General features: G+C 72.9%; 23 protein-coding genes and 1 tRNA gene. 17 read left to right on the forward strand and 7 right to left on the reverse strand.

Annotated features, from left to right (window positions below):
• Window positions 1-7: 7 nt before the first annotated feature.
• A complete protein-coding gene (locus GGQ55_RS14845; RefSeq protein WP_179717956.1) occupies window positions 8-415 on the reverse strand; it encodes a YkvA family protein in 408 nt (135 codons plus the stop codon).
• 125 nt (window positions 416-540) lie between these two features.
• Here GGQ55_RS14845 and GGQ55_RS14850 point away from each other — a divergent pair, with 125 nt between their 5' ends.
• The 6 genes from GGQ55_RS14850 (at window position 541) to GGQ55_RS14875 (ending at window position 5,951) form a co-directional block, all read left to right on the forward strand.
• Window positions 541-1,035, forward strand: a complete 495-nt coding sequence (locus GGQ55_RS14850; protein ID WP_179717958.1) for a MauE/DoxX family redox-associated membrane protein — start codon at window positions 541-543, stop codon at window positions 1,033-1,035.
• Window positions 1,025-1,783: a DsbA family protein gene (locus GGQ55_RS14855; RefSeq protein ID WP_179717960.1), complete on the forward strand. Its 759-nt coding sequence runs from the start codon at window positions 1,025-1,027 to the stop codon at window positions 1,781-1,783. The genes GGQ55_RS14850 and GGQ55_RS14855 overlap by 11 nt, the downstream gene beginning before the upstream one ends.
• 19 nt (window positions 1,784-1,802) lie before the next feature.
• The gene (locus tag GGQ55_RS14860; RefSeq protein ID WP_179717962.1) at window positions 1,803-2,150 is read left to right on the forward strand and encodes a hypothetical protein; all 348 of its coding nucleotides are present in this window, start codon (window positions 1,803-1,805) and stop codon (window positions 2,148-2,150) included.
• A 101-nt stretch (window positions 2,151-2,251) separates the two neighbouring features.
• On the forward strand, window positions 2,252-4,141 hold the full coding sequence (gene typA / locus GGQ55_RS14865) for a translational GTPase TypA (RefSeq protein ID WP_179717964.1): 1,890 nt from the start codon (window positions 2,252-2,254) through the stop codon (window positions 4,139-4,141).
• Between the two features lie 333 nt (window positions 4,142-4,474).
• A complete protein-coding gene (locus GGQ55_RS14870; protein ID WP_366489371.1) occupies window positions 4,475-4,909 on the forward strand; it encodes a DUF5994 family protein in 435 nt (144 codons plus the stop codon).
• A 67-nt stretch (window positions 4,910-4,976) separates the two neighbouring features.
• The gene (locus GGQ55_RS14875) at window positions 4,977-5,951 is read left to right on the forward strand and encodes an NAD-dependent epimerase/dehydratase family protein (RefSeq protein WP_179717967.1); all 975 of its coding nucleotides are present in this window, start codon (window positions 4,977-4,979) and stop codon (window positions 5,949-5,951) included.
• On the opposite strand, the gene GGQ55_RS14880 is transcribed toward GGQ55_RS14875, so the two are convergent.
• The 5 genes from GGQ55_RS14880 to GGQ55_RS14900 form a co-directional block, all read right to left on the reverse strand.
• On the reverse strand, window positions 5,933-6,862 hold the full coding sequence (locus tag GGQ55_RS14880; protein WP_179717969.1) for a sulfite exporter TauE/SafE family protein: 930 nt from the start codon (window positions 6,860-6,862) through the stop codon (window positions 5,933-5,935). The two genes, GGQ55_RS14875 and GGQ55_RS14880, sit on opposite strands and share 19 nt — an antisense overlap.
• Before the next feature lie 217 nt (window positions 6,863-7,079).
• A complete protein-coding gene (locus GGQ55_RS14885; RefSeq protein ID WP_366489374.1) occupies window positions 7,080-8,495 on the reverse strand; it encodes an MFS transporter in 1,416 nt (471 codons plus the stop codon).
• Window positions 8,496-8,508: 13 nt separating this feature from the next.
• Window positions 8,509-9,516 (reverse strand): inorganic phosphate transporter, encoded by a 1,008-nt coding sequence (locus GGQ55_RS14890; RefSeq protein ID WP_179717971.1) that lies wholly within the window; start codon window positions 9,514-9,516, stop codon window positions 8,509-8,511.
• Between the two features lie 8 nt (window positions 9,517-9,524).
• Window positions 9,525-10,142: a DUF47 domain-containing protein gene (locus GGQ55_RS14895; RefSeq protein ID WP_179717973.1), complete on the reverse strand. Its 618-nt coding sequence runs from the start codon at window positions 10,140-10,142 to the stop codon at window positions 9,525-9,527.
• Window positions 10,143-10,228: 86 nt separating this feature from the next.
• Window positions 10,229-10,783: a sigma-70 family RNA polymerase sigma factor gene (locus tag GGQ55_RS14900; protein WP_179717975.1), complete on the reverse strand. Its 555-nt coding sequence runs from the start codon at window positions 10,781-10,783 to the stop codon at window positions 10,229-10,231.
• Window positions 10,784-10,863: 80 nt separating this feature from the next.
• On the opposite strand from GGQ55_RS14900, the gene GGQ55_RS14905 reads away from it, so the two are divergent.
• The 9 genes from GGQ55_RS14905 to GGQ55_RS14945 all read left to right on the forward strand — a co-directional run bounded on the left by GGQ55_RS14905 (window position 10,864) and on the right by GGQ55_RS14945 (window position 17,762).
• Window positions 10,864-11,502 carry a zf-HC2 domain-containing protein gene (locus GGQ55_RS14905; protein ID WP_179717976.1) on the forward strand — a complete coding sequence of 213 codons (639 nt, stop codon included), beginning with the start codon at window positions 10,864-10,866 and terminating at the stop codon, window positions 11,500-11,502.
• On the forward strand, window positions 11,499-13,277 hold the full coding sequence (locus GGQ55_RS14910) for a copper resistance CopC/CopD family protein (RefSeq protein WP_179717978.1): 1,779 nt from the start codon (window positions 11,499-11,501) through the stop codon (window positions 13,275-13,277). Before GGQ55_RS14905 ends, GGQ55_RS14910 begins: the two co-directional genes overlap by 4 nt.
• Before the next feature lie 40 nt (window positions 13,278-13,317).
• Window positions 13,318-14,031, forward strand: coding sequence for a YcnI family copper-binding membrane protein (locus GGQ55_RS14915; RefSeq protein ID WP_179717980.1), 714 nt, complete (start codon window positions 13,318-13,320; stop codon window positions 14,029-14,031).
• Window positions 14,028-14,702, forward strand: a complete 675-nt coding sequence (locus tag GGQ55_RS14920; RefSeq protein WP_179717982.1) for an SCO family protein — start codon at window positions 14,028-14,030, stop codon at window positions 14,700-14,702. Before GGQ55_RS14915 ends, GGQ55_RS14920 begins: the two co-directional genes overlap by 4 nt.
• Window positions 14,699-15,751, forward strand: coding sequence for a hypothetical protein (locus GGQ55_RS14925; RefSeq protein ID WP_179717984.1), 1,053 nt, complete (start codon window positions 14,699-14,701; stop codon window positions 15,749-15,751). The genes GGQ55_RS14920 and GGQ55_RS14925 overlap by 4 nt, the downstream gene beginning before the upstream one ends.
• A gap of 235 nt (window positions 15,752-15,986) precedes the next feature.
• The gene (locus tag GGQ55_RS14930; protein ID WP_179717986.1) at window positions 15,987-16,748 is read left to right on the forward strand and encodes a M23 family metallopeptidase; all 762 of its coding nucleotides are present in this window, start codon (window positions 15,987-15,989) and stop codon (window positions 16,746-16,748) included.
• A 13-nt stretch (window positions 16,749-16,761) separates the two neighbouring features.
• Window positions 16,762-17,175, forward strand: coding sequence for a helix-turn-helix domain-containing protein (locus GGQ55_RS14935; RefSeq protein WP_179717988.1), 414 nt, complete (start codon window positions 16,762-16,764; stop codon window positions 17,173-17,175).
• 20 nt (window positions 17,176-17,195) lie between these two features.
• Entirely contained in the window at window positions 17,196-17,606 is a 411-nt protein-coding gene (locus GGQ55_RS14940) for a VOC family protein (RefSeq protein WP_179717990.1), read from the forward strand.
• Between the two features lie 83 nt (window positions 17,607-17,689).
• Window positions 17,690-17,762, forward strand: a tRNA-Ala gene (locus GGQ55_RS14945).
• An 84-nt stretch (window positions 17,763-17,846) separates the two neighbouring features.
• Here the strand turns inward: GGQ55_RS14945 and GGQ55_RS14950 are convergent.
• Entirely contained in the window at window positions 17,847-19,037 is a 1,191-nt protein-coding gene (locus tag GGQ55_RS14950; RefSeq protein ID WP_179717991.1) for a winged helix DNA-binding domain-containing protein, read from the reverse strand.
• Between the two features lie 92 nt (window positions 19,038-19,129).
• Between GGQ55_RS14950 and GGQ55_RS14955 the strand changes: the two genes are divergently transcribed.
• Together GGQ55_RS14955 and GGQ55_RS14960 are read left to right on the forward strand one after the other, a co-directional pair.
• Window positions 19,130-19,726: a TetR/AcrR family transcriptional regulator gene (locus GGQ55_RS14955; protein ID WP_218859285.1), complete on the forward strand. Its 597-nt coding sequence runs from the start codon at window positions 19,130-19,132 to the stop codon at window positions 19,724-19,726.
• A 46-nt stretch (window positions 19,727-19,772) separates the two neighbouring features.
• Entirely contained in the window at window positions 19,773-20,219 is a 447-nt protein-coding gene (locus GGQ55_RS14960) for a VOC family protein (RefSeq protein ID WP_179717993.1), read from the forward strand.
• Window positions 20,220-20,451 lie beyond the last annotated feature (232 nt).

Below are 20,451 nucleotides of genomic sequence, written 5' to 3' on the forward strand. Positions count from 1 at the left end.
GTCGTTCTCAGGCAGGCAGTCGCGCGAGCCGGCGCACCGCGTCCAGGCCGTCCGGGGTGCCCGGCCAGTGCCGGGTCAGCGCGTCGGTCCCGGCCCGGCGGACCACCGAGCGCAGCACCAGCGCGACGACGACGGCGTCGTCGGCGTACCCCAGCACGGGGATGAAGTCGGGGACCAGGTCGATGGGCAGCGCGAGGTAGCCCAGGAGCAGCCACAGGCGGACGCGGACGCCGCGGGGCAGGGTGCCGTCGGCGGCCAGCCGGCGCAGCAGGCGCAGGAGGTCGGGCAGCAGCCGGAGCAGCTCGGAAAGCCGCATCTCGTCGGGGCGGGTCGCCCAGAGCACCGCGATGAGGAGCACCCACAGCAGCAGCAGGCCGGCGACGACGCCGATCAGCGTCCAGGCCCAGCCGGGCATCGGCACTCCGTTCCTCGGTGGCCCCGTCGTCCCTCATCGTGCCCGGCCGCGGCCTCCGGCGTTCTCACAGCAAGTTCCCAGCCGATCCACGGAACTTCTCCGGGGCACCGCACGACTGTGTAGGTGTGGGAGACAAGCGCGCCGCCGTCGCACTCTGGCTGGCCACCGCCGCCCGGCTGCTGCTGGGCGGCGTCTTCCTGGTCGCCGGCCTGCTGAAGATCCCCGACCCGGCCGCCGCCGTCCGCGCGGTGCGCGCCTACCGGCTGCTGCCCGAGGCCCTCGTCGCACCGGTCGCCTTCGGCCTGCCGGTCCTGGAGGTCTTCGTGGGGCTCGCGCTGATCGTCGGCGTGTTCGTCCGGACGGCGGCCATCGCCTCGGCCGTGCTGCTGGTGGTCTACCTGGTCGGCGTCGGTTCCGCCTGGGCCCGCGGCCTCGCCATCGACTGCGGCTGCTTCGGCGGCGGCGGTGCGATCGCGAAGGCCGACACCGCTTATCCCACCGAGGTCCTGCGCGACGCAGCCCTGCTGCTCGTCGCCCTCGCGCTCGCCCGCTGGCCGCGCTCCCGGCTGGCCCTGGGCGGCCGCCCGCTTCCGAACGAGGAGTTCGCCCGTGCCCGATAACGCCAAGCGCCGCGCCGCCCGCGCCCGCATCGAGGAGCGGCGCGCCGCCGAGGCCGCCGCCCGGGCCCGCGCGCAGCGCCGGCAGCGCACGCTGATCGGCGCCGTCGTCGCCGCGGTGATCGTGGTGGCCGCCGTCGTCGTCACGATCGTCGTGCAGAACTCGCGGACGGCGACCGCCGCGAACGCCGCCGTCCCGGCCAACACCGTCGACAGCGGGCAGGTGATCGTCGTCGGCCAGACCTCCGCGCCGGTGACGATCGACCTCTACGAGGACTTCCAGTGCCCGGTCTGCGACAACTTCGAGAAGACCACCGGCAGCACGCTCGCCTCGCTGGTGTCCGCCGGCACCGTGCAGCTGCACTACCACGGCATGGCGTTCCTCGACACGAGCGCCAACGACAAGTACTCGACCCGGGCGCTCAACGCCGCGGCCGCCGTCGTCGACGCCGCCGGGCCGGACGCCTACCAGAAGTTCCACGACCTGCTCTACGCGAACCAGCCGCCCGAGGGCGGCTCCGGGCTGACCGACGACCAGCTGATCAGCTACGCGCAGCAGGCCGGGGCGAGCGGCTCGTCGGTCGAGTCCGCCATCCGCGACCTGACCTACGGCGACTGGGTCAAGGAGATCACCGACCAGGCGTCGAAGGACGGCGTCAACCAGACGCCGACCGTCAAGGTCGACGGCCAGCAGCTCGAGGACCTCTCGCCGAGCGGCGTCACGACGGCGGTGCAGGCGGCGCAGGGCTGAGGTCGGGGAGACTGGGGGCATGGCGACCTCGACCCTGACCCGGACCCGCTTCCCGTCGGCGCTGCTCGTGGCGTTCGGCCTGGCCGTCGGGTTCGGCGTCGCGCAGGGCACCGGCGTCCGCGCGCTGGGCGGGATCGTCCTCGCCGCGTGCGGTCTCGGCGCCACCGCGCTGTGGGTGCGCCGCCGCGGCTGGGCGGTCGCCGTCGGGCTCGGGCTGCTCTACCTCGTCGCGTTCGCGCTGGCCCACGTGCTCGCCCTCGGGGTGGGGCTGAACGACTGGTTGTCCGTGGCGTTGGTCACGATCGTCGCCTCAGGGGTGACGTTCGGGGTGGCCGACCGGGGCGAGACGCAGATCTCCGCGCGCTGAGCGACTACCCTGGGAAGGTCGCCGACCGGGCGGCTGTTGCACGAGGTACCGCGCGCGTGGACGCCGCGGACTCCCCGAACTCTCCTGAGGTGCTCTTCCGCATGCCCACTCGCGACGACCTGCGCAACGTGGCGATCATCGCCCACGTCGACCACGGCAAGACGACCCTGGTCGACGCCCTGCTCCGGCAGGCCGGCGCCCTCCACCGCGCGAAGGGTGAGGGCACGGACGCCGACACGACGCAGGACCGCGTCATGGACTCGATGGACCTCGAGCGCGAGCGCGGCATCACGATCCTCGCCAAGAACACCGCGATCCGGCTGCGCGACGAGCAGGGCAACCCGGTCACGGTGAACATCGTCGACACCCCCGGCCACGCCGACTTCGGCGGCGAGGTCGAGCGCGGGCTGTCGATGGTGGACGGCGTCGTCCTGCTGGTCGACGCGTCCGAGGGCCCGCTGCCGCAGACCCGCTTCGTGCTGCGCAAGGCGCTCGGCCAGCGCAAGCCGGTGATCCTGGTCGTGAACAAGACCGACCGCTCCGACGCGCGCATCTCCGAGGTCGTCGACGAGACCTACGAGCTGTTCATGGAGCTGCTCGAGGACAACGGCCTGTCCGAGGAGGCGCTGGAGTTCCCGATCGTCTACTCCAACGGCAAGACCGGGCAGGCCTCGCTCAACCGTCCCGAGGACGGCACGAGCCCGGACAGCCCCGACCTCGCGCCGCTGGTGAAGACGCTGCTCGAGACCATCCCGGCGCCGGTCTACGACGCGGAGGAGCCGCTGCGCGCGCAGGTCACCAACCTCGACGCCTCGCCCTACCTCGGCCGGCTGGCCCTGCTGCGCATCCACTCCGGTGAGCTCAAGAACGGCCAGCAGGTCGCCTGGTGCAAGACCGACGGCACCATCCAGCGGGTCAAGATCACCGAGCTGCTGGTCACCGAGGGTCTCGACCGGACCCCGGCCGACAGCGCCGGCCCCGGCGACCTGGTCGCCGTCGCCGGGATCGAGGACATCATGATCGGCGACACCCTCGCCGACCCGAACGACCCGCGCCCGCTGCCGCCGCTGACGGTCGACGAGCCGTCGATCTCGATCACGATCGGGATCAACACCTCGCCGATCTCCGGCCGCTCGGGCAAGAAGCTCACCGCCCGGCTGATCAAGAACCGCCTGGACCAGGAGCTGGTCGGCAACGTCTCGGTGCGCATGCTGCCCACCGAGCGGCCCGACACCTGGGAGATGCAGGGCCGCGGCGAGCTGGCGCTGGCGATCCTGGTCGAGCAGCTGCGCCGCGAGGAGTTCGAGCTCACCGTCGGCCGGCCGACCGTCGTCACCAAGGAGATCGACGGGAAGCTGCACGAGCCGGTCGAGCGGGTCACCATCGACGTCCCCGGCGAGTACGTCGGCACGCTGACGCAGGCCCTGGCCACCCGTCGCGGCCGCATGGAGAACCTGGTGCACCACGACACCGGCTGGGCGCGGATGGAGTACATCGTCCCGTCGCGCGGCCTGATCGGCTTCCGCACGGAGTTCCTCACCGAGACCCGCGGCACCGGCGTCCTCAACCACAACCTCGAGGGCTACGAGCCGTGGCTGGGCGACATGCGTGCCCGGCCGACCGGCTCGCTGGTCGCCGACCGGCAGGGCGTGGCGACCTCCTACGCGATGTTCTCGCTGCAGGAGCGCGGCTCGCTCATGGTCGCCCCGACGACCGAGGTCTACGAGGGCATGATCGTCGGCGAGAACTCCCGCCCCGACGACATGGACGTCAACATCACCAAGGAGAAGAAGCTCACCAACATGCGGTCCTCGACCGCTGAGGAGCTCGAGCGCCTGGTGCCGCCGCGGATCCTCAACCTGGAGCAGGCCCTGGAGTTCTGCGCCGAGGACGAGTGCGTCGAGGTCACGCCGGCCGCGATCCGCATCCGCAAGGTGATCCTCGACCAGAACGAGCGCGGCAAGGCCAAGAACCGCAAGCCCAAGCTCTGAGCCCGCGGCAGTCAGTGATCAGGTGACCTGATCACTGACTGGCCTCCCGCACCAGCGTTGGTGCGGGAGGACAGCGTCTGATCAGGTGACCTGATCCACGCTTGCGGCAGGCGGTTGTGGCGGACCGGTCACGGGTCGTGGCGACGAGCCGGACCGGTCCGCCACGCCCACCTCTTCCTGCCGCTGACCTGCGGTTCTGCCCGCCTACGTTCTGATCGGACCCGTCTCCCCGCGGGTCGCTGAGACGAGGCACGAGAGGCGGCGCGAGCGCGCATGGTCATCACCCGTACGGCCCTGGGCAGGAACGGTTTCCGGGGCGGGATCGACGTCCGGGTGAGTCTCCGGCACGACGCCGGGGTCGCCAACGACTCGGCCTTCGACGGCGCCTGGTGGCCGCGGGGGCAGGACCTCACCGTCGAGCTGCCCGAGCTCATCGCCGAGCTCGGCCGCCGCGGCGTCCGCGTGGAGCGGTTCACCTACTCGCTCGAGGCGTGGGAGGCGATCCCGCGCAAGATCGCCGTGCTGGGCCGCGTCGTGCGCACCGGCGGCTTCCGCAGCATGGACCCGCAGGTGGTCTGCATCAGCTGGGACGGCGGCGACCGCCGGGCCGACCTGCTGGTCATCCCGCCGGAGACCGACGTCGTCACCGGCGCCCGCGCCCTGCGGCTGTGCACCCGCCGCGGCCTGCCGCGCTCGCCGTCGATGGTGCTCGCCGCCGCCCGCGCCACCCCGATCCCGCAGGTGCCGGAGCTGACCCCGGCGAGCTAGTCGAAGGACCGTTCCGCTTCGGGCGAACCCGCTGGACGAGGGGGAGCGGCTCCGCTGGAGTGGGGCCATGCGCCTGCTCGTCCTCGGTGGGACCCACTTCCTCGGCCGGCACGTCGTCACCTCCGCCCTCGAGCGCGGGCACGACGTCGCCACGTTCACCCGCGGCGTCTCCGGGGAGCCGCCCGAGGGCGCCCGCGCGCTGCACGGCGACCGCGACGACCCCGACGCGCTGCCCGCGGCCCTCGACGGCTGGGCGCCCGAGCTCGTCGTCGACACCTCCTGCCAGTCCCGTCCGGCGGCGACCAACGCCGCCGCCGTCCTGGCCGACGTCGCCGGCTACGCGTTCGTCAGCAGCCTCAACGCCTACCGCACCTGGCCGCCCGGCCCGATCGGACCCGAGGACGACGAGCCGACCTGGGAGACCGACGAGGACGAGTACGGCCAGAACAAGGCCGCGGCCGAGCGGATCCTCGGCGAGGCGCTCGGCGACCGGTTCCTCACCGCGCGGGCGGGGTTGATCATCGGCCCGCACGACCCGCTCTACCGGCTCGGCTGGTGGCTGGACCGGATCGCCCGCGGCGGCCTCGTCGTCGTCCCGGCGCACCTCGACCAGCCGATCGCCGTCGTCGACGCGCGCGACCTCGCCGACTGGCTGGTGGCCATGGCCGAGCAGGGGCAGGGCGGTGCGGTGAACGCGACCGGCCCGGCCGGTATGACCACGCTCGGCGGCCTGCTCGACGTCTGCCGGGAGGTCACGGACGGCGACGCCGAGTGGGTGCCGATCCCGGACACCGAGCTGCTCGCCGCCGGCGTGCAGGAGTGGGTGCACCTGCCGCTGTGGCTGGCCGACGAGACCGCCCGCACGGCCTGGGACGTCGACACCTCCCGCGCCCGCGAGCTCGGGCTGCCCAGCCGGCCGGTGCGCGACTCGGTCGCCGACACCTGGGCCTGGATGCAGGACAGCGGGCGACCGGAACCACGTCCCGGTCGCCCGCTGCCGGGCCTGCCGCCCGAGCTCGAGGATCAGTTGCTGGCGGGCTGAGGCTCCGGCTGCTCCTCGGCGACGTTCGCCTCGACCGTCTCCAGCGCGCGCTCCTTGCGGTACTGCCGGAAGGAGTGCACGACCGCCAGTGCCCACACCGCGTAGAGCAGCGCGTAGACGCTGTAGCGCACGGGGTCCGACGCGTCGATCCAGTCGCTCGTCAGCAGCGTGCGGGTGTTGGTGACCACGATGATGCCGCCGACCAGCGACCCGAGCAGCCGCGGCGGGATGTGCCGCACCAGCCAGGCGGCGATCGGGGCGGCGACCAGCCCGCCGGCGAGCAGCCCGAGCACCCAGACGAAGTTCACGCCCTGCGAGCCCAGGGCCAGCAGGAAGCCGAGGCTCGAGGCGAGCGCGACGAGGAACTCCGAGGTGTCGATCGACCCGATCACCTTGCGCGGCTCGAGGCGGCCGCTGGCCAGCAGCGCCGGGGTGCCGACCGGCCCCCAGCCGCCGCCACCGGTGGCGTCGACGAAGCCCGCGACGAGGCCGAGCGGGGTGAGGAAGCGCTTGCGCAGCGGCTTGCCGAGGTTGCGCCGGTCGATGCCGCGCAGCGTGAACCGAACGAGCAGGTAGACGCCGAGGGCCAGGAGGATCAGCGACATCACCGGCGCGGCGACCTCGGTGGACAGGTGCGAGAGCACCGTGGCACCGGCGAAGGCGCCGATCGCGCCGGGGACGCCGACGCGCAGCACCACGCGCCAGTCGACGTTGCCGAACCTCCAGTGCGCCACTCCGGAGGCCAGGGTGGTGCCGATCTCGGCGAGGTGCACGGTGGCCGAGGCCGCGGCGGGGTTGGTGCCGATCGCCAGCAGCAGCGTCGTGGACGTGACGCCGTAGGCCATGCCGAGGCTGCCGTCGACGAGCTGGGCGCCCAGGCCGACCAGGGCGAGCAGGACGAGGGTCTTCACGAGGGCTGGAACTCCGGGTTCGGGCGCGCGGGCACGGCGAGGCCCGGCGGCGAGGAAGGGGTGCGGGAGTCAGCAGCCCGGACAGGTGGCGGTGCAGACGCGCAGCAGGTCGACGTGGATCCTGCCCACGAGGAGCACTGCGGTCGCCGTCACGGCGCTATGTCTACCAGACCGATCGGGAATGGCGAGGCGCCGTCCCAGAGAGCGGGACGGCGGCTCAGTCCGGCTCCAGGACGTCGCGGCGGATGGTGACCCACGCGATGATCCCGCCCACCGCGAACAGCACCGAGCAGACGACGAGCGCGGTGCGGTAGCCCGCCGTGAAGACCTCCGGGTGGTCGTAGTCGGTGCCCGAGAGGCCCACGGCGACCGGCAGCGCGGCGACGGCCAGCAGCTGCGCGGCCCGCGCGACGGCGTTGTTGACGCCGCTGGCGATCCCCGCCTTCGAGTCCGGCGCCGCGCCCAGGACGGTCGCGGTCAGGGGGGCAACCGTCGTGGCCATGCCGAGACCCTGCAGCAGCGAGCCCGGCAGCACCTCGAGCCAGTACGGCGCGCTGCCGTCGACCCCGACCAGGTACAGGGTGCCGGCGGAGGCGATCAGCGGCCCCACCGTCATCGGGATCCGCGGGCCGATCCGCTCGGCGAGGGCGCCGGCGCGCGGTGAGAGCAGGGTGATGAGCAGGATCGAGGGCAGCATCGCCGCGCCGGCGGCCGTGGCGCCGTAGCCGAGCACCTCCTGCAGCTGCAGCACGAGGAACAGCGAGAAACCGGCCAGCGCCGCGTAGACGGCGAACGTGGAGAGGTTCGCCCCGGTGAACTGCCGCTCGGCGAACAGCTGCAGCGGCAGCATCGGGTCCGCCGCCCGCCGCTCGCGTACCACGAACGCCACGCCGGCCAGCACCCCGAGGGCGGCGGCGATCCACACGTCGGGACGGCCGGGGTCCTCGCCGGCGGTGATGAGCGCGTAGGTGATCCCGCCCAGGCCCAGCGCGCCGAACACGGCCCCGGCGTAGTCGAAGCGCCCGTGGTGGGCGCCGTCCCGGCTCTCGGGCACGTGCCGCGGCGCGACGACGAGGATCACCGCGGCGATCGGCACGTTGATGAAGAACACCAGCCGCCAGCTCGCCACGTCGACCAGGGCACCGCCGAGGAAGGGCCCGACCAGCCCGGCGATGCCGGCCAGCGACGACCAGATGCCGATCGCCCGCCCGCGGTCGCCGTGCCGGACCGACGACTGGATCAGCGAGAGGCTGCCGGGCGTCAGCAGCGCGCCCCCGATGCCCTGCAGCGCCCGCGCGGCGACGAGCTGCCAGGGGACCTGGGCCAGCCCGCAGAGCAGGGACGCCGCGGCGAACCAGGCCACGCCGATGAGGAAGACCTTGCGGCGGCCGTACCGGTCGCCGAGCGAACCGCCGAGCAGGATCAGCCCGGCGAGGGTGAGCGTGTAGCCCGACAGCGTCCACTGCAGGTCGGCCAGCCCCGCGTCGAGCTCGCGGCCGATCGAGGGCAGGGCGACGTTGACCGCCGTCCCGTCGAGGAACGCCATGCCCGAGGCGAGCACGGTGACCGCGATCAGCCACCGGCCGCGCGTCGTCCTGAGCGCGACCGGTTGCTCGATCTGCCCGGCGGTCACCGGGGCGATCCTGTCAGCCGACGATCGCGTGCGTGAGCCAGTAGGCCAGAGCGGCGACGATGCCCGCCGCGGGCAGCGTGAGCACCCAGGCGACGACGATGTTGCCGGCCACGCCCCAGCGCACCGCCGACAGCCGCCGGGTCGCGCCGACGCCCATGATCGAGGTGGTCGTGATGTGCGTCGTGGACACCGGGACGGCGAACACCGTGGCGGTCGCGATCATGACGCCCGACGCCACGGTCTGGGCCGCGAAGCCACCGGCCGGGGTGAGCTGGATGACCCGGCGACCGAGGGTGCGGATGATCCGGAAGCCGCCGGAGTAGGTGCCGGCGCTGATCGCCAGTGCCGAGGCGAGGATCACCCACAGCGGGACCTCGAAGTTCTCCTCCGAGAGGTGGCCCGAGGTGATCAGCGCCAGCGTGATGATGCCCATCGTCTTCTGGGCGTCCTGCGTGCCGTGGCCGAACGCCATCGCGGCCGAGCTGAAGATCTGCGCCCGGCGGAAGCCCCGCTCCGTGCGGTGCGCCGCCCGGTTCCGGAAGGTCCAGAGGATGGCGAGCATGAACAGGTAGCCCAGGCCGAAGCCGACCAGCGGCGACAGCACCATGGGGATGACGACCTTGTCGACGATCCCCATCCACTGCACGGACTCGGCCGCGGCGAGCGCCGCCCCGACCAGGCCGCCGATCAGGGCGTGCGAGGACGACGAGGGCAGCCCGAAGTACCAGGTGATCAGGTTCCACGCGATCGCGCCGATGAGCGCGGCGAAGACCACCTGCAGCCCGCCCGGGCCGGACGGCGGGTCGATGATCCCGGCGCCGACGGTGGCCGCCACCTTGGTGGAGATCAGCGCGCCGACCAGGTTCATCACCGCCGCCAGGGCCAGCGCCACCCGGGGGGTGAGGGCCTTGGTCGAGACGGCGACCGCGATGGCGTTGGCCGCGTCGTGGAAGCCGTTGGTGTAGTCGAACGCCAGTGCCACCACGACGATGACGATCAGCGCCAGGAAGAGCCCGTCCATGGGAGGGGTCAGGACTCCTTGACCGCGATCGTCTCGACCACGTTGGCCACGTGCTCGAAGGCGTCGGCCGCCTCCTCGAGCTGGTCGGCCACCTCCTTGAGCTTGAGGATCTCCAGCGCGTCGAACTCGCCGCTGTAGAGGCGCGAGATCAGCCGGCGGTAGAGCTTGTCCGCCTCGTTCTCGATCCGGTTGACCTCGATCCAGTACTCGGAGAGGTCCTTGAACGTCCGCAGCCGCGGCATCGCCTCGGCCGTGGTCTGCGCGGCCCGCTGCAGCAGCGCGGTCTGCTGGCTCATCTCGGCCGGGAGGGTGCCCAGGCCGGTGAGGATCACCAGATCGGCGGCCGCCTCCACGAAGTCCATGACGTCGTCGAGGTCGCTGGCCAGGTTGTAGATGTCCTCGCGGTCGAACGGCGTCACGAAGCTGGTGTTCAGCTGCCGGAAGATCGCGTGCGTCGACTGGTCACCGGCGTGCTCGAGCTCGCGCAGCTTCCCGGCCAGCTCCTCACGGCGGGCGTGGTCGTGGATGAAGTCCGAGAGGACGTTCGTCGCCTCGACCAGGTTCTCCGCCGAGGCGGTGAACAGCGGGTAGAAGCTCGAGTCCTTGGGGGACAGGCTGAAGGGCACGCGTGCTCCGTGGTCGGCGAACGGTTCGGCGCGGGGGAGGTTCCGCGGCCGTCGGGCAGCTTAGGTGCCCAACCTTCGGCCTCCGTTCACCTACCCGTTGCTTCCTCCTGCCGAGTGTCGTCCGCGAGAGCGTCGATCAGGTCACTCCGGGCACGCGCCACGCGGGAGCGGATGGTGCCGACGGGGCACCCGACCACCTCCGCGGCCTCGGCGTAGGGCAGGCCCAGCAGCTGCGTGAGCACGAACGCCTCGCGGCGGTCGGCGTCGAGCCGGTCGAGCAGATCGGTGACGACGGCGCCCTCGCCCACGGTGTCGGCGCCGTCCCCGCCGGCCAGCGCCTCGAGGTCGGTGTCGTCCCGGACCAGGGAGAACGGACGACGGCGCCGCGTGCGGAGGGCGTCGGCGCACACCCGGCGGGCGATCGCCAGCAGCCAGGTGCGCAGCGACGAGCGGCCCTCGAAGCGGTGCAGCGAGCCGAAGGCGCGCAGGTAGGTCTCCTGCGCGAGGTCGTCGGCCGCCTGCGGGTCGCCGAGCGCCGCGCACAGCCGCCAGACGTCGGACTGGGTGGCCCGGACCAGCGCGGCAGCGGCGACCGGGTCGCCGTCCACGGCGTCCGCCGCGAGCCGCTCGAGTTCCTCCACGTCTCCACTTTCGCAGCCGGGTGTCGAAAAAGCCGGGATCGTGCGGGAACCCACGTCCGCGCACGGGCGACTACTGCACCATGCAGTGTCCTGCGTACCGCGAGGCGCTCTCCGCGCGGATCGACGGAGAACCCCTCGGCGTGCCCGAGCGCGCGCTCGACGAGCACCTCGCGACCTGCCCGGCCTGCGCCGCGTGGGCGGACGACGCCGCGCTCGTCACCCGCCGTGCCCGCCTGGCCGCTGCCCCGGTGGTGCCCGACCTGACCGCGCGGGTGCTCCAGGCGCTGCCGCGGGAGCTGCCCGGAACGGCCGCGGCCGCCCGCGCCCGGCTGGTCGAGACCGCGCTGCGCCTGGCGCTGCTGGCGATCGGCGTCGCGCAGGCGGGGATCGCCTGGCCGGTCCTGGCCGACGGTTCCATGAGCGCGCCCGTGCACATGGCCCACGAGACCGGCGCCTGGAACCTCGCCCTGGCCGCTGCCTTCCTGGCCGTCGCGGCCGCGCCGCGCCTGGCCGCCGGGGCGCTGCCGTTCCTCGGCACGTTCACGGTGCTGCTCACCGTCGTGACCGTGCGGGACCTCGGCAACGGGCACGTGCCGGCCGAGCGCGCGGTGGCGCACCTGCTGCTCGTCGCCGGGGTGCTGCTGGTCGCCGCGATGGCCTGGCGCGGCCGGCGCCGGCGGGCCGCGGCCGCGCCGGTGCGGAGCCGGGTGGTCGCGTGAGGCGCCGCGCGCTCGCGCTGCTGGTCGCGCTGCTCGGCGGGTTCCTGGTCTCCGGCGTCGTCCTGGCCGGTCCCGCGGCAGCGCACGCCGAGCTGGAGTCGACCAACCCCGAGGACGGCGCCCGGCTGTCCAGCGCGCCGGCGCAGGTGACGCTGCACTTCAGCGAGGGCGTCTCCCTCGGTGCCGGGTACGCGAGAGTGCTCGACGCGCGCCAGCAGCGGGTGGACACCGGGGCGCCGAAGGTGAGCGGCGACGTCGTCACGATCCCGCTGCGCGACACGCTGCCCGAGGGCGGGTACCTGGTCACCTACCGGGTGATCTCGGCCGACTCGCACCCCGTGGCGGGGGCGTTCTCCTTCGCCGTCGGCAACGGGCCGCTGATCACGGCCGGCGCCGGCGACGTCAGCCAGGCGACCGATGCCGGTGTGGCGGTGGCGCTGCCGGTCGCCCGATGGCTCGGCTTCGCCGGCCTCGCGCTGGCCGTCGGCATCCCGGTGCTGCTCATGGTCTGCTGGCCCGGCGGCTGGACGTCGGTGCGGCTGCGCCGGCTGAGCGAGGGCGGCGCGATCGCCGCCGCGCTGGGGGCGCTGGGCTCCTTCGCCGTCCAGGGGCCGTACGCCGCCGGCGCCGGGCTCGGGTCGGTGTTCGACACCGCGCTGCTCGACACGACGGCGAGCACCACCTACGGCGTCGTCCTCATGATCCGGACGTTGCTGGCGCTGTACCTCGTGGCCGCACTGGCCCCCGCCTGGCGGCGCGGTGAGCCGCCGACGTCCTGGATGCTGCCGGCGTCCGGGGTGGCCGCGCTCGGCCTGGTCGTCACGACCGCGGCGGTCGGGCACCCGGTTGCCGGCCCGTGGCCCGGGCTGGAGCTGCCGATCGCGGTCGTGCACGTGGCGGCGATGACCGTCTGGCTGGGCGGGCTGACCGGGCTGGTGGTCGGCGTCCTGCGGCCCGGGATCCCGGCGGACGACCTCGCCGTGGCCATGCCGCGGTTCTCCCGGATGGCGTTCGGCGCGGTGGTGGCCCTGGTGGTCACCGGGATCGTGCAGGCGGTGCGCGAGGTGGGCACCCCGGCGGCGCTGGTCTCGACCGAGTACGGCTGGCTGCTGGTGACCAAGCTGCTGATCGTCGCGGTGATCCTGGCGGCGGCCGGCGTCTCGCGGGTGTGGGTGCAGCAGCACCTCGGCGTGCACCACCGGCCCGCCGGCAGCCGGCGGGTGACCGCGCACGCGTTCGCCGCCGAGCCGTCCGACCCGGTCGCCGAGGACGTCGACGACGCCGTCGTCGAGCGCAGGCGCGCCCAGGCGGGTGACGCGGTGGCGGCCCTGCCGCGGCTGCGGCGCTCGGTGGTGGTCGAGCTGCTGCTCGCCGTCGTCGTCCTGGGGGTGACGTCGGTGCTGGTCGGCACGCCGCCGGCCGCGAGCGCCGTCGTCCAGCCGGTCGACACCACCCTGCCGCTGAAGGGGACGTCGGGGACCTCGGGCAGCGTGCAGGTGTCGATCGAGCCCGCGTCGACCGGGCCGAACGTGCTGCACGTCTACCTGTTCGACGACGCCGGCCAGCTCACCCAGCCGGCCGGGATCACGGTGACGATCGCCGAGCCCTCGCAGCAGCTCGGGCCGATCGACGTGAAGCTCCAGCCCGCCGGGCCCGGTCACTACTCGGCCGACGCGATGGACATCCCGGCGGCCGGCACCTGGACCTTGCAGATCAGCGTCCGCAAGGACGAGTTCACCGCCTACACGGCCAGCACCACCTTCCCGGTCAGGTGACCGTGGAAGCCGTGACCCGAGAACAACCCTGAGGAGAGCTGTGTCCCTGCCCCGTCCGGCCACCCGGCTCGGCATCGTCCTGGTCGCGCTCGTCGGCCTGCTGTTCGCCGGCCTCGGCGTCGCGTCCGCGCACGTCAGCGTGTCCTCGCCCGACGCCACCCAGGGTGGCTACGGCAAGATCGTCTTCCGCGTGCCCAACGAGAGCGACACGGCCAGCACGGTGAAGCTGCGCATCCAGCTGCCCACCGACCACCCGTTCGCGTCGGTGAGCACCGAGCCGATGCCCGGGTGGACGACGACGCTGACCCGGACGGCGCTGAACCCGCCGGAGAAGGACGACGACGGCAACGAGATCACCGAGGCGGTCTCGGTCGTGGAGTTCGCCGCGGACCCGGGCAACCCGGGGATCGGCCCGGGCCAGTTCCAGGAGTTCTCGCTGTCGGTCGGACCGTTCCCGGACGCCAAGGCGCTGTCGTTCGCCGCGGTGCAGACCTACAGCGACGGCACCGAGACCGCGTGGATCGACCCGACCGTCGAGGGGCAGCCGGAGCCGGACCACCCGGCGCCGACGCTGACGGTGGGGGCGTCGTCGTCCTCGTCCTCGGATGGGGGCTCGTCGTCGGCGTCGTCGTCCTCCGATGGCTCGAGCAGCACCGGGACCGTGGCGCTGATCCTGTCGATCGTGGCGCTCGTGCTCGGCGGCGCCGGTGTCGTCCTGGGGCTGCGAGCCGGGCGACGTACCGTGTCCTCGTGAGTGGGTCCGTGCGCAACCGGCTGGCCGTCCTGCTCTCCGCGGGGCTGCTGCTGGCCGGTTGCGGCGGGTCCGGCGGCTCGTCGGGCACCGAGGTGTCGCAGGCCGGGGCCGAGCACTCGCACTCCGCGCCGGCCCAGGTCCGGGGGGACGACGGCGGCACCTACGCCGGCATCGACCTGGACCCGCCCTACCAGCGGCCGTCGTTCACGCTCACCGACACCTCCGGCGCGGCCTACGACTTCACGACCGCCACGCAGGGCCGGCCGACGCTGCTCTTCTTCGGCTACACGAACTGCCCCGACGTCTGCCCGACGACGTTCGCCGACATCGCCGTCGCGCTGCGCAAGCTCGACCCGGCGGTGGCCGCGCAGATCCAGGTCGTGTTCGTGACCACCGACCCGGCCCGCGACACCCCGCAGGTGATCCGCGAGTGGCTGGACCGGTTCGACGCCGACCTGCCGACGCCGTTCGTCGGGCTGACCGGCGACCAGGCGACGCTGGACCAGGCGCAGCTGTCCGCGGGGGTGCCGCTCGCCCAGGACGGCGGGCAGACGCATTCCGCGCTGCTGCTGCTCTACGGGGCCGACGACAAGGCGCACGTGGCCTTCGACGCCGGGAACACGCCCAAGGACATCGCGTCGGACCTCGCGAAGGTCGCCGCCGGGTCGTGAGGCGACTGCTCGTCGTCCTGCTCTGCGTGCTGGCTGCGCTGGTGGTGGCGGGGCCGGCCCAGGCCCACGTCGGGGGCGGTACGGCCGGGAGTGATTTCGACGGCCGGGTGCTGGCGGTGACGCCGCCGATGCCCGGCGTCTCGGTGCGGGTGCTGCAGTTCGGCGACGACGTCGAGCTGGTCAACGCATCGGCGACCGAGGTGGTGGTGCCCGGCTACACCGACGAGCCGTACCTGCGGATCGGCCCGGACGGCGTCTGGCGCAACCGGAACAGCCCGTCGACCTACATCAACCTGGATCCGTCCGGCCGCGCTCCGCTGCCCTCGTACGCGGACGCGCACGCCGACCCCGACTGGGAGCGGGTCTCGACGGACGCGGCCTACGTGTGGCACGACCACCGCACGCACTGGATGATCGCCGGCCAGTTGCCGCCGGCGGTCGCCGCCGACCCGTCGCGGCCGCACCGGGTGTTCGAGTGGTCGATCCCGGTGTCCTACGGGTCCTCGAAGGCGGTCGTGACGGGCGAGCTGACCTGGAGTCCGCCGCCGTCGCCGTGGCTGGTGTGGCCGGCGTACCTGCTGCTCGCGCTGGTCGGGGTCGTGTCCGGTCTCGTGGCGCGGTCGCCGCGGCCGGTGGGCGTGCTGCTGTCCGTGGGCGCTGCGGCGGCGCTGTGGCACGGGCTCGCGACCCCGGCGCCGGCGGCGTCGGTCGGGTCGCACACGGGGGCGGTGGTGTCGGCGCTGCTGCCGGCGGTGCTGGTGCTGCTGATCGCGGTGCTCGGTGTGCGCTCGGCGTGGCGCGGCCGCGGGGTGATGACCGGGCTGATGGCGCTGCTGCTCGGCTGGCTGCTCCTCGTCGAGGGTCTGCCGGACGTCGACGTCCTGTGGACCTCGCACGTGCTGTCGAGCGGGCCGTCGTTGCTGGGGCGGGCTGCCGTCGCGGTGATGGTGGCGCTCGGGGCCGGTCTGGTGGTCGGTGGTGCCTTCGCCGCCCGGCGCTTCCGCGATGCTCGTCCGGCCTCGGCGAGCGCCGTTACCGGCGCGGGTTGACCTGGACGAACTGGGGTTGAGCCGCAGCAGCCCGCGGCTCAACCCTTTCCCGACCGGCTCGACCCGGGCCTGAGTGCACGTTCCGAACCCCATCGGTGTCCTTCGTGAGACCGTTCACACGGCGTGTTCGTGTCAACACGCCGTACAGGGGGTTACGAATCGGTCACGCAACGCTTTACATGGGGGAGACCCCCACGGGCCCGGATCGGGCCGCTTCCCCGAGACGGGCAGGTGCATGAGCGCGCGGATCGACGACGCCGACCTCCTCGAGCGGCCGGCACGGCCTTCCGCCCGCCGCGGTCAGCACGGCCGCCCTCGGCGCACGCACCGGCTGCACCGCCGTCCCCTCGCCCTGCTGGTGGCGCTCGTCGCCGGCGGCCTTGCCGCGGGCGTCGTCGGCTTCCACGGCATCACCCCTGCTTCAGCCGAGGCGACCTCGGTGCTCGCCGCCCGGCAGGCGCTCGACACCAGCGAGCAGGGCGGCGAAATCATGCCGATGGCCTCGATCACCGAGGCAGAGGCGCAGGCCCGGCTGCAGGAGGTGGCCGCTTCCCGGGCCGCCCGCGCCGAGGCCGAGGCCGCCGCTCGCGAGGCCGCCCGTCCGAAGGCCGTGCTTCCGGTCAACGGCGCCCGCCTGACCACCTGCTTCTGCATGCGCTGGGGAACCATGCACTGGGGCATCGACCTCGCCGCCCCGATGCTGACCCCGGAGTACGCGGCCATGGACGGCGTCGTGCTCAGGGCCGGGGCGGCCAGCGGTTTCGGTCTGGCCGTCTACATCCTCCACGAGAACGGCGACGTCACCGTCTACGGCCACATGGAGAAGATCCTCGTGAAGGTCGGCGACTACGTCGAGGCCGGCCAGCAGATCGCGCTGCTGGGTCAGCGCGGCCAGTCCACCGGCCCGCACCTGCACTTCGAGGTGCACCAGGGCGGCATCAACGGCAAGAAGATCGACCCCATCCCGTGGCTGCGCGAGCGCGGCGTCTCCATCTGATGCAATCGCCCGTGTGAGCCGGGCGACCGAGGAGAACAACCGGCGGCTGCTGCGCGCTCGGGACGCGATGGACCGCTCGTACGCCGAACCGCTCGACGTCCCCACCCTGGCGCGGATCGCGCACGTCTCCGAGGCCCACTTCATCCGGTCGTTTCGCGCGACCTTCGGCGAGACCCCGAACCGCTACCTGCAGCGGCGGCGGGTCGAGCGGGCGATGTGGCTGCTGCGCTCGACCGACAAGAGCGTCACCGACATCTGCATGGACGTCGGCTTCGCCAGCCTCGGCACGTTCAGCCGGGTCTTCCGCGACATCGTCGGCGAGCCGCCGAGCGTCTACCGCGAGCGCGGGCCGCTGCCGCCCGTGCCGTCCTGCTTCGCGATGGCCTGGACCAGACCGAGCAGTTTTGGAGAAGCCCCAGGTCGGTGAGGCCTTCTAGCGTTCTGCCCATGTTGAACTCACTCGGCACCACGCAGATCTACGTCACCGACCAGGACAAGGCGCTGGACTTCTACGTCGGCAAGCTCGGCATGGAGGTCCGCGAGGACGTCGACCTCGGCTTCATGCGCTGGCTGACCATCAACGTCCCCGGGGACGCCGGCCGCGGCATCCTCCTCGAGGTCCCCGGCCCGCCGTCGATGAGCGAGGAGACCGCGGCGCAAGTTCGCGAGCTGCTCAGCAAGGGCGCGACCGGCGGCCACCTCTTCTTCCGCTGCGACGACGCGCACAAGACCTACGCCGAGCTCAAGGAGAAGGGCGTCGACATCAGCGAGGAGCCGGTCGACCAGCCCTACGGCATCGACTTCGGTCTCCGCGACCCCTTCGGCAACCACCTCCGCATCGCGCAGATGAAGGGCTGACACCCGCTCGCCACCCCTCCGCCGCTTCGCCGTTCCAGCCCTGTACAGTTGCCAACGGCTCCGGGAGCACCGGACCAGAGCAAGGGGCTGTGGCGCAGCTGGTAGCGCACCACACTGGCAGTGTGGGGGTCAGGGGTTCGAGTCCCCTCAGCTCCACCCCGTTGACCAGGCCGTTCTCCCTCGGGAGAGCGGCCTGCGTCGTCTCTGGTGCGGTACCGCCGAGGCTTCAGCCGCGGGTCCTCACCGCGCCTCCTCCGATATCGATCGTTCGAGGGGGGTCCGGGCGGCGGGGGTGACGACGGCCCCCTGGAGTCGGTGCTGGAGCGTCGCTGCGGCTCGTTCGATCGCCTGCGCGGCGGCGACGCCGCGGTCGGCGAGCACGGTCGTGCGGACGTCGCCGTGCGGGGTGACGGCCCACGAGCCGATGATCTCGCCGTCCCACCAGAGGGTGGGGCCGATGTTGCCGGCTCGGTCGAACAGACTGCGGCTGTCGATGCCGAGGAACCAGTCGCGGGACTTCCAGCCCATCGGGGTGGGGTCGAGGGCGGGGAGCAGGGTCGCCGTCGGCTCCGGCTCTTCGGAGCCGGGCTCGTCGTCGGGATCGGTGAGCGTGATGCCCTCGGCGCCGTGCAGGTCGACGGTCTCGATCGGTAGCTGTGCGAGCGCCTGGCCCGTGGTGGTCTTGGTCCAGCCGGTCCACCACTGCAGGTCCTCGAACGTGGCGGGTCCGAACCGGGTCAGCCAGCGGCGGGCGAGGTCGCGCTGCGCGCGGATCGGATCGACGTCGGGCAGCCCGTCGGGCCACCACTGCCCGATCGGTTCCCATCGGTGGTGGCGGCTGGTCCAGGGGCCGGTCGGGGTGCCACGCACGAGCCGGCCGGCGGCGCTCATGAGCGTCAACAGCGAGGTGGTGACGAGCTGCGGGCGCTCGGAGGGGGCTCGCGCGGGGATGCGGGTGGCCAGGGCCGGCTCGTCGCTGCGCAGTTGCCCGCCGGTGGCCGTCCCGCGCCGGGAGAGGGCTCGCTCGACCCGTCGCTCCAGCTCGTCGATCCAGGCGGCGGGATCGCCGTCGACGGGCGGTTCGCTCCCGTTGCGCTCCAGCTGGCTGATCAGGCGCCGCCGCAGCACCGCGGCCAAGGGGGTGCTGACCGCCGCCTGGACCAGCGGGATGTCCTCGCGCGGGAAGACGAACAGGGTGCGCCGCATCGCCATCCACCGGACCAGGCTGCGTCGGTCGTACAGGGCCGCGGACACGTCGCTCAGCGTCGAGGCGGCGCTGCGGGCGAGCACGGACAGGTAGACCGAGGCCGGATCGGTGGCGTGCAGGGCGACCAGCGATCGCGTCACCTCCTCCGGCGTCCCGGCGGCGCCGGCGAGGTGGTGTCGTCGCACCATCGCGCGCCGGCGGTCGTGCATCGACACAGTCCGCACGCCGACCTCCCTGCCCCCCGGTCGATCCGAGGCGTCGCAGCGAACCATATCAATACTTGCTCATATCGAGATGCATGCGTATCGTGTTGGTTGTGAGCGAGGAGCGGGGCCGCCCGGGACGCAAGCGTGATCACACCCGCGACGCCGTGATCCTGGACGCGACGTTGGCCGTGCTGGCCGAGCAGGGCTACGACCGGATGACGATCGACATGGTGGCGGCCCGGACGGGCATGGCCCGGGCGACGGTGTACCGGCGGTGGCCGACCAAGGCCGACCTGGTCCTTCAGGCGGTGTCCGGCATGAGCAGCGGCGACGTCGACGCCGCGCACCTGCCCGACACCGGAACGCTGCGCGGCGACCTGGCCGCGATGATCCGTCCCTTCGACGATGAGCAGCAGCAAGTACGCATCCAGGCCGTGGCCGGTCTGCTGGCGGTGGCCAAGGCCGACCCTCGCCTCGCCGACATCGTCGCGGGCGCGGGCATCGGACCGTGGGTCGAGGCCGGTCGGACCCTCATCCGGCGCGCGGTCGAGCGCGGCGAGTTCCGGCCACCGGTCGATCTGGACACCCTGGCCGAGCTCATCCCGATGATGTGCATCGCGCGTGCGGTGCAGCAGCTCCCGATCACCCGCGAATTCAGCCTCACCCTGATCGACGGCGTCCTGCTCCCCGCCCTGCGCGGCGGCTGACCGTCCCAGCACCGGCCCGGAACCCCCTATCGAAAGGCGGCCCGTCATGAGCGTCACCACGACCACCCACGTCAACTTCCGCGGTCAGGCGCGCGAGGCGCTGGAGTTCTACCGGTCGGTGTTCGGCGGCGATATCTCACTCGCCACCTACACCGACATCCACGCCGTCGAGGACCCCGCCCAGGCACAGCAGGTCGCGTTCGGACGGCTCGACGCGCCCAGCGGCTTCGCCCTCATGGCCTACGACGTCCAGCCGTCCAAGGGCTACGACCCCGGCACGAACCCCTTCTACATCACCCTGCAGGGCACCGACGGCGCTGAGATCCAGCCGCTGTGGAACGGCTTGGCCGCCGATGCCCAGGCGGTGCTGATCCCGCTGGCGCCGGCTCCCTTCGCGCCGCTGTACGGCATGCTCACCGACCGCTACGGTGTGACGTGGATCGTCGGCGTCGACACCGCTCCCTCCCACCCAGTCTCGAGTGACGCCCACTGACCCTTCGGCAGGGGTTCGGTCACGCACCGCGAGACGCCCATCGGGGGATAACCCGCCTTGCGCATGCTGCCGCAGCTATGCGGGCTCCGCGCGGCCCCGCCCACCAGAAAAGACCCTGCGTCGTCTCCCCTTGCCGCGCCTGTCGAGGCGGCCCGATCTGGGACGGCGCGCGTCCCCATCGTTCGGATTGGCAACGGTTCCCAGGGGGAGGGAAGCTTCATCCCGAGGGGCC

Source organism: Petropleomorpha daqingensis (assembly GCF_013408985.1).
In the GTDB taxonomy this organism is placed as follows: Bacteria; Actinomycetota; Actinomycetes; order Mycobacteriales; family Geodermatophilaceae; genus Petropleomorpha; species Petropleomorpha daqingensis.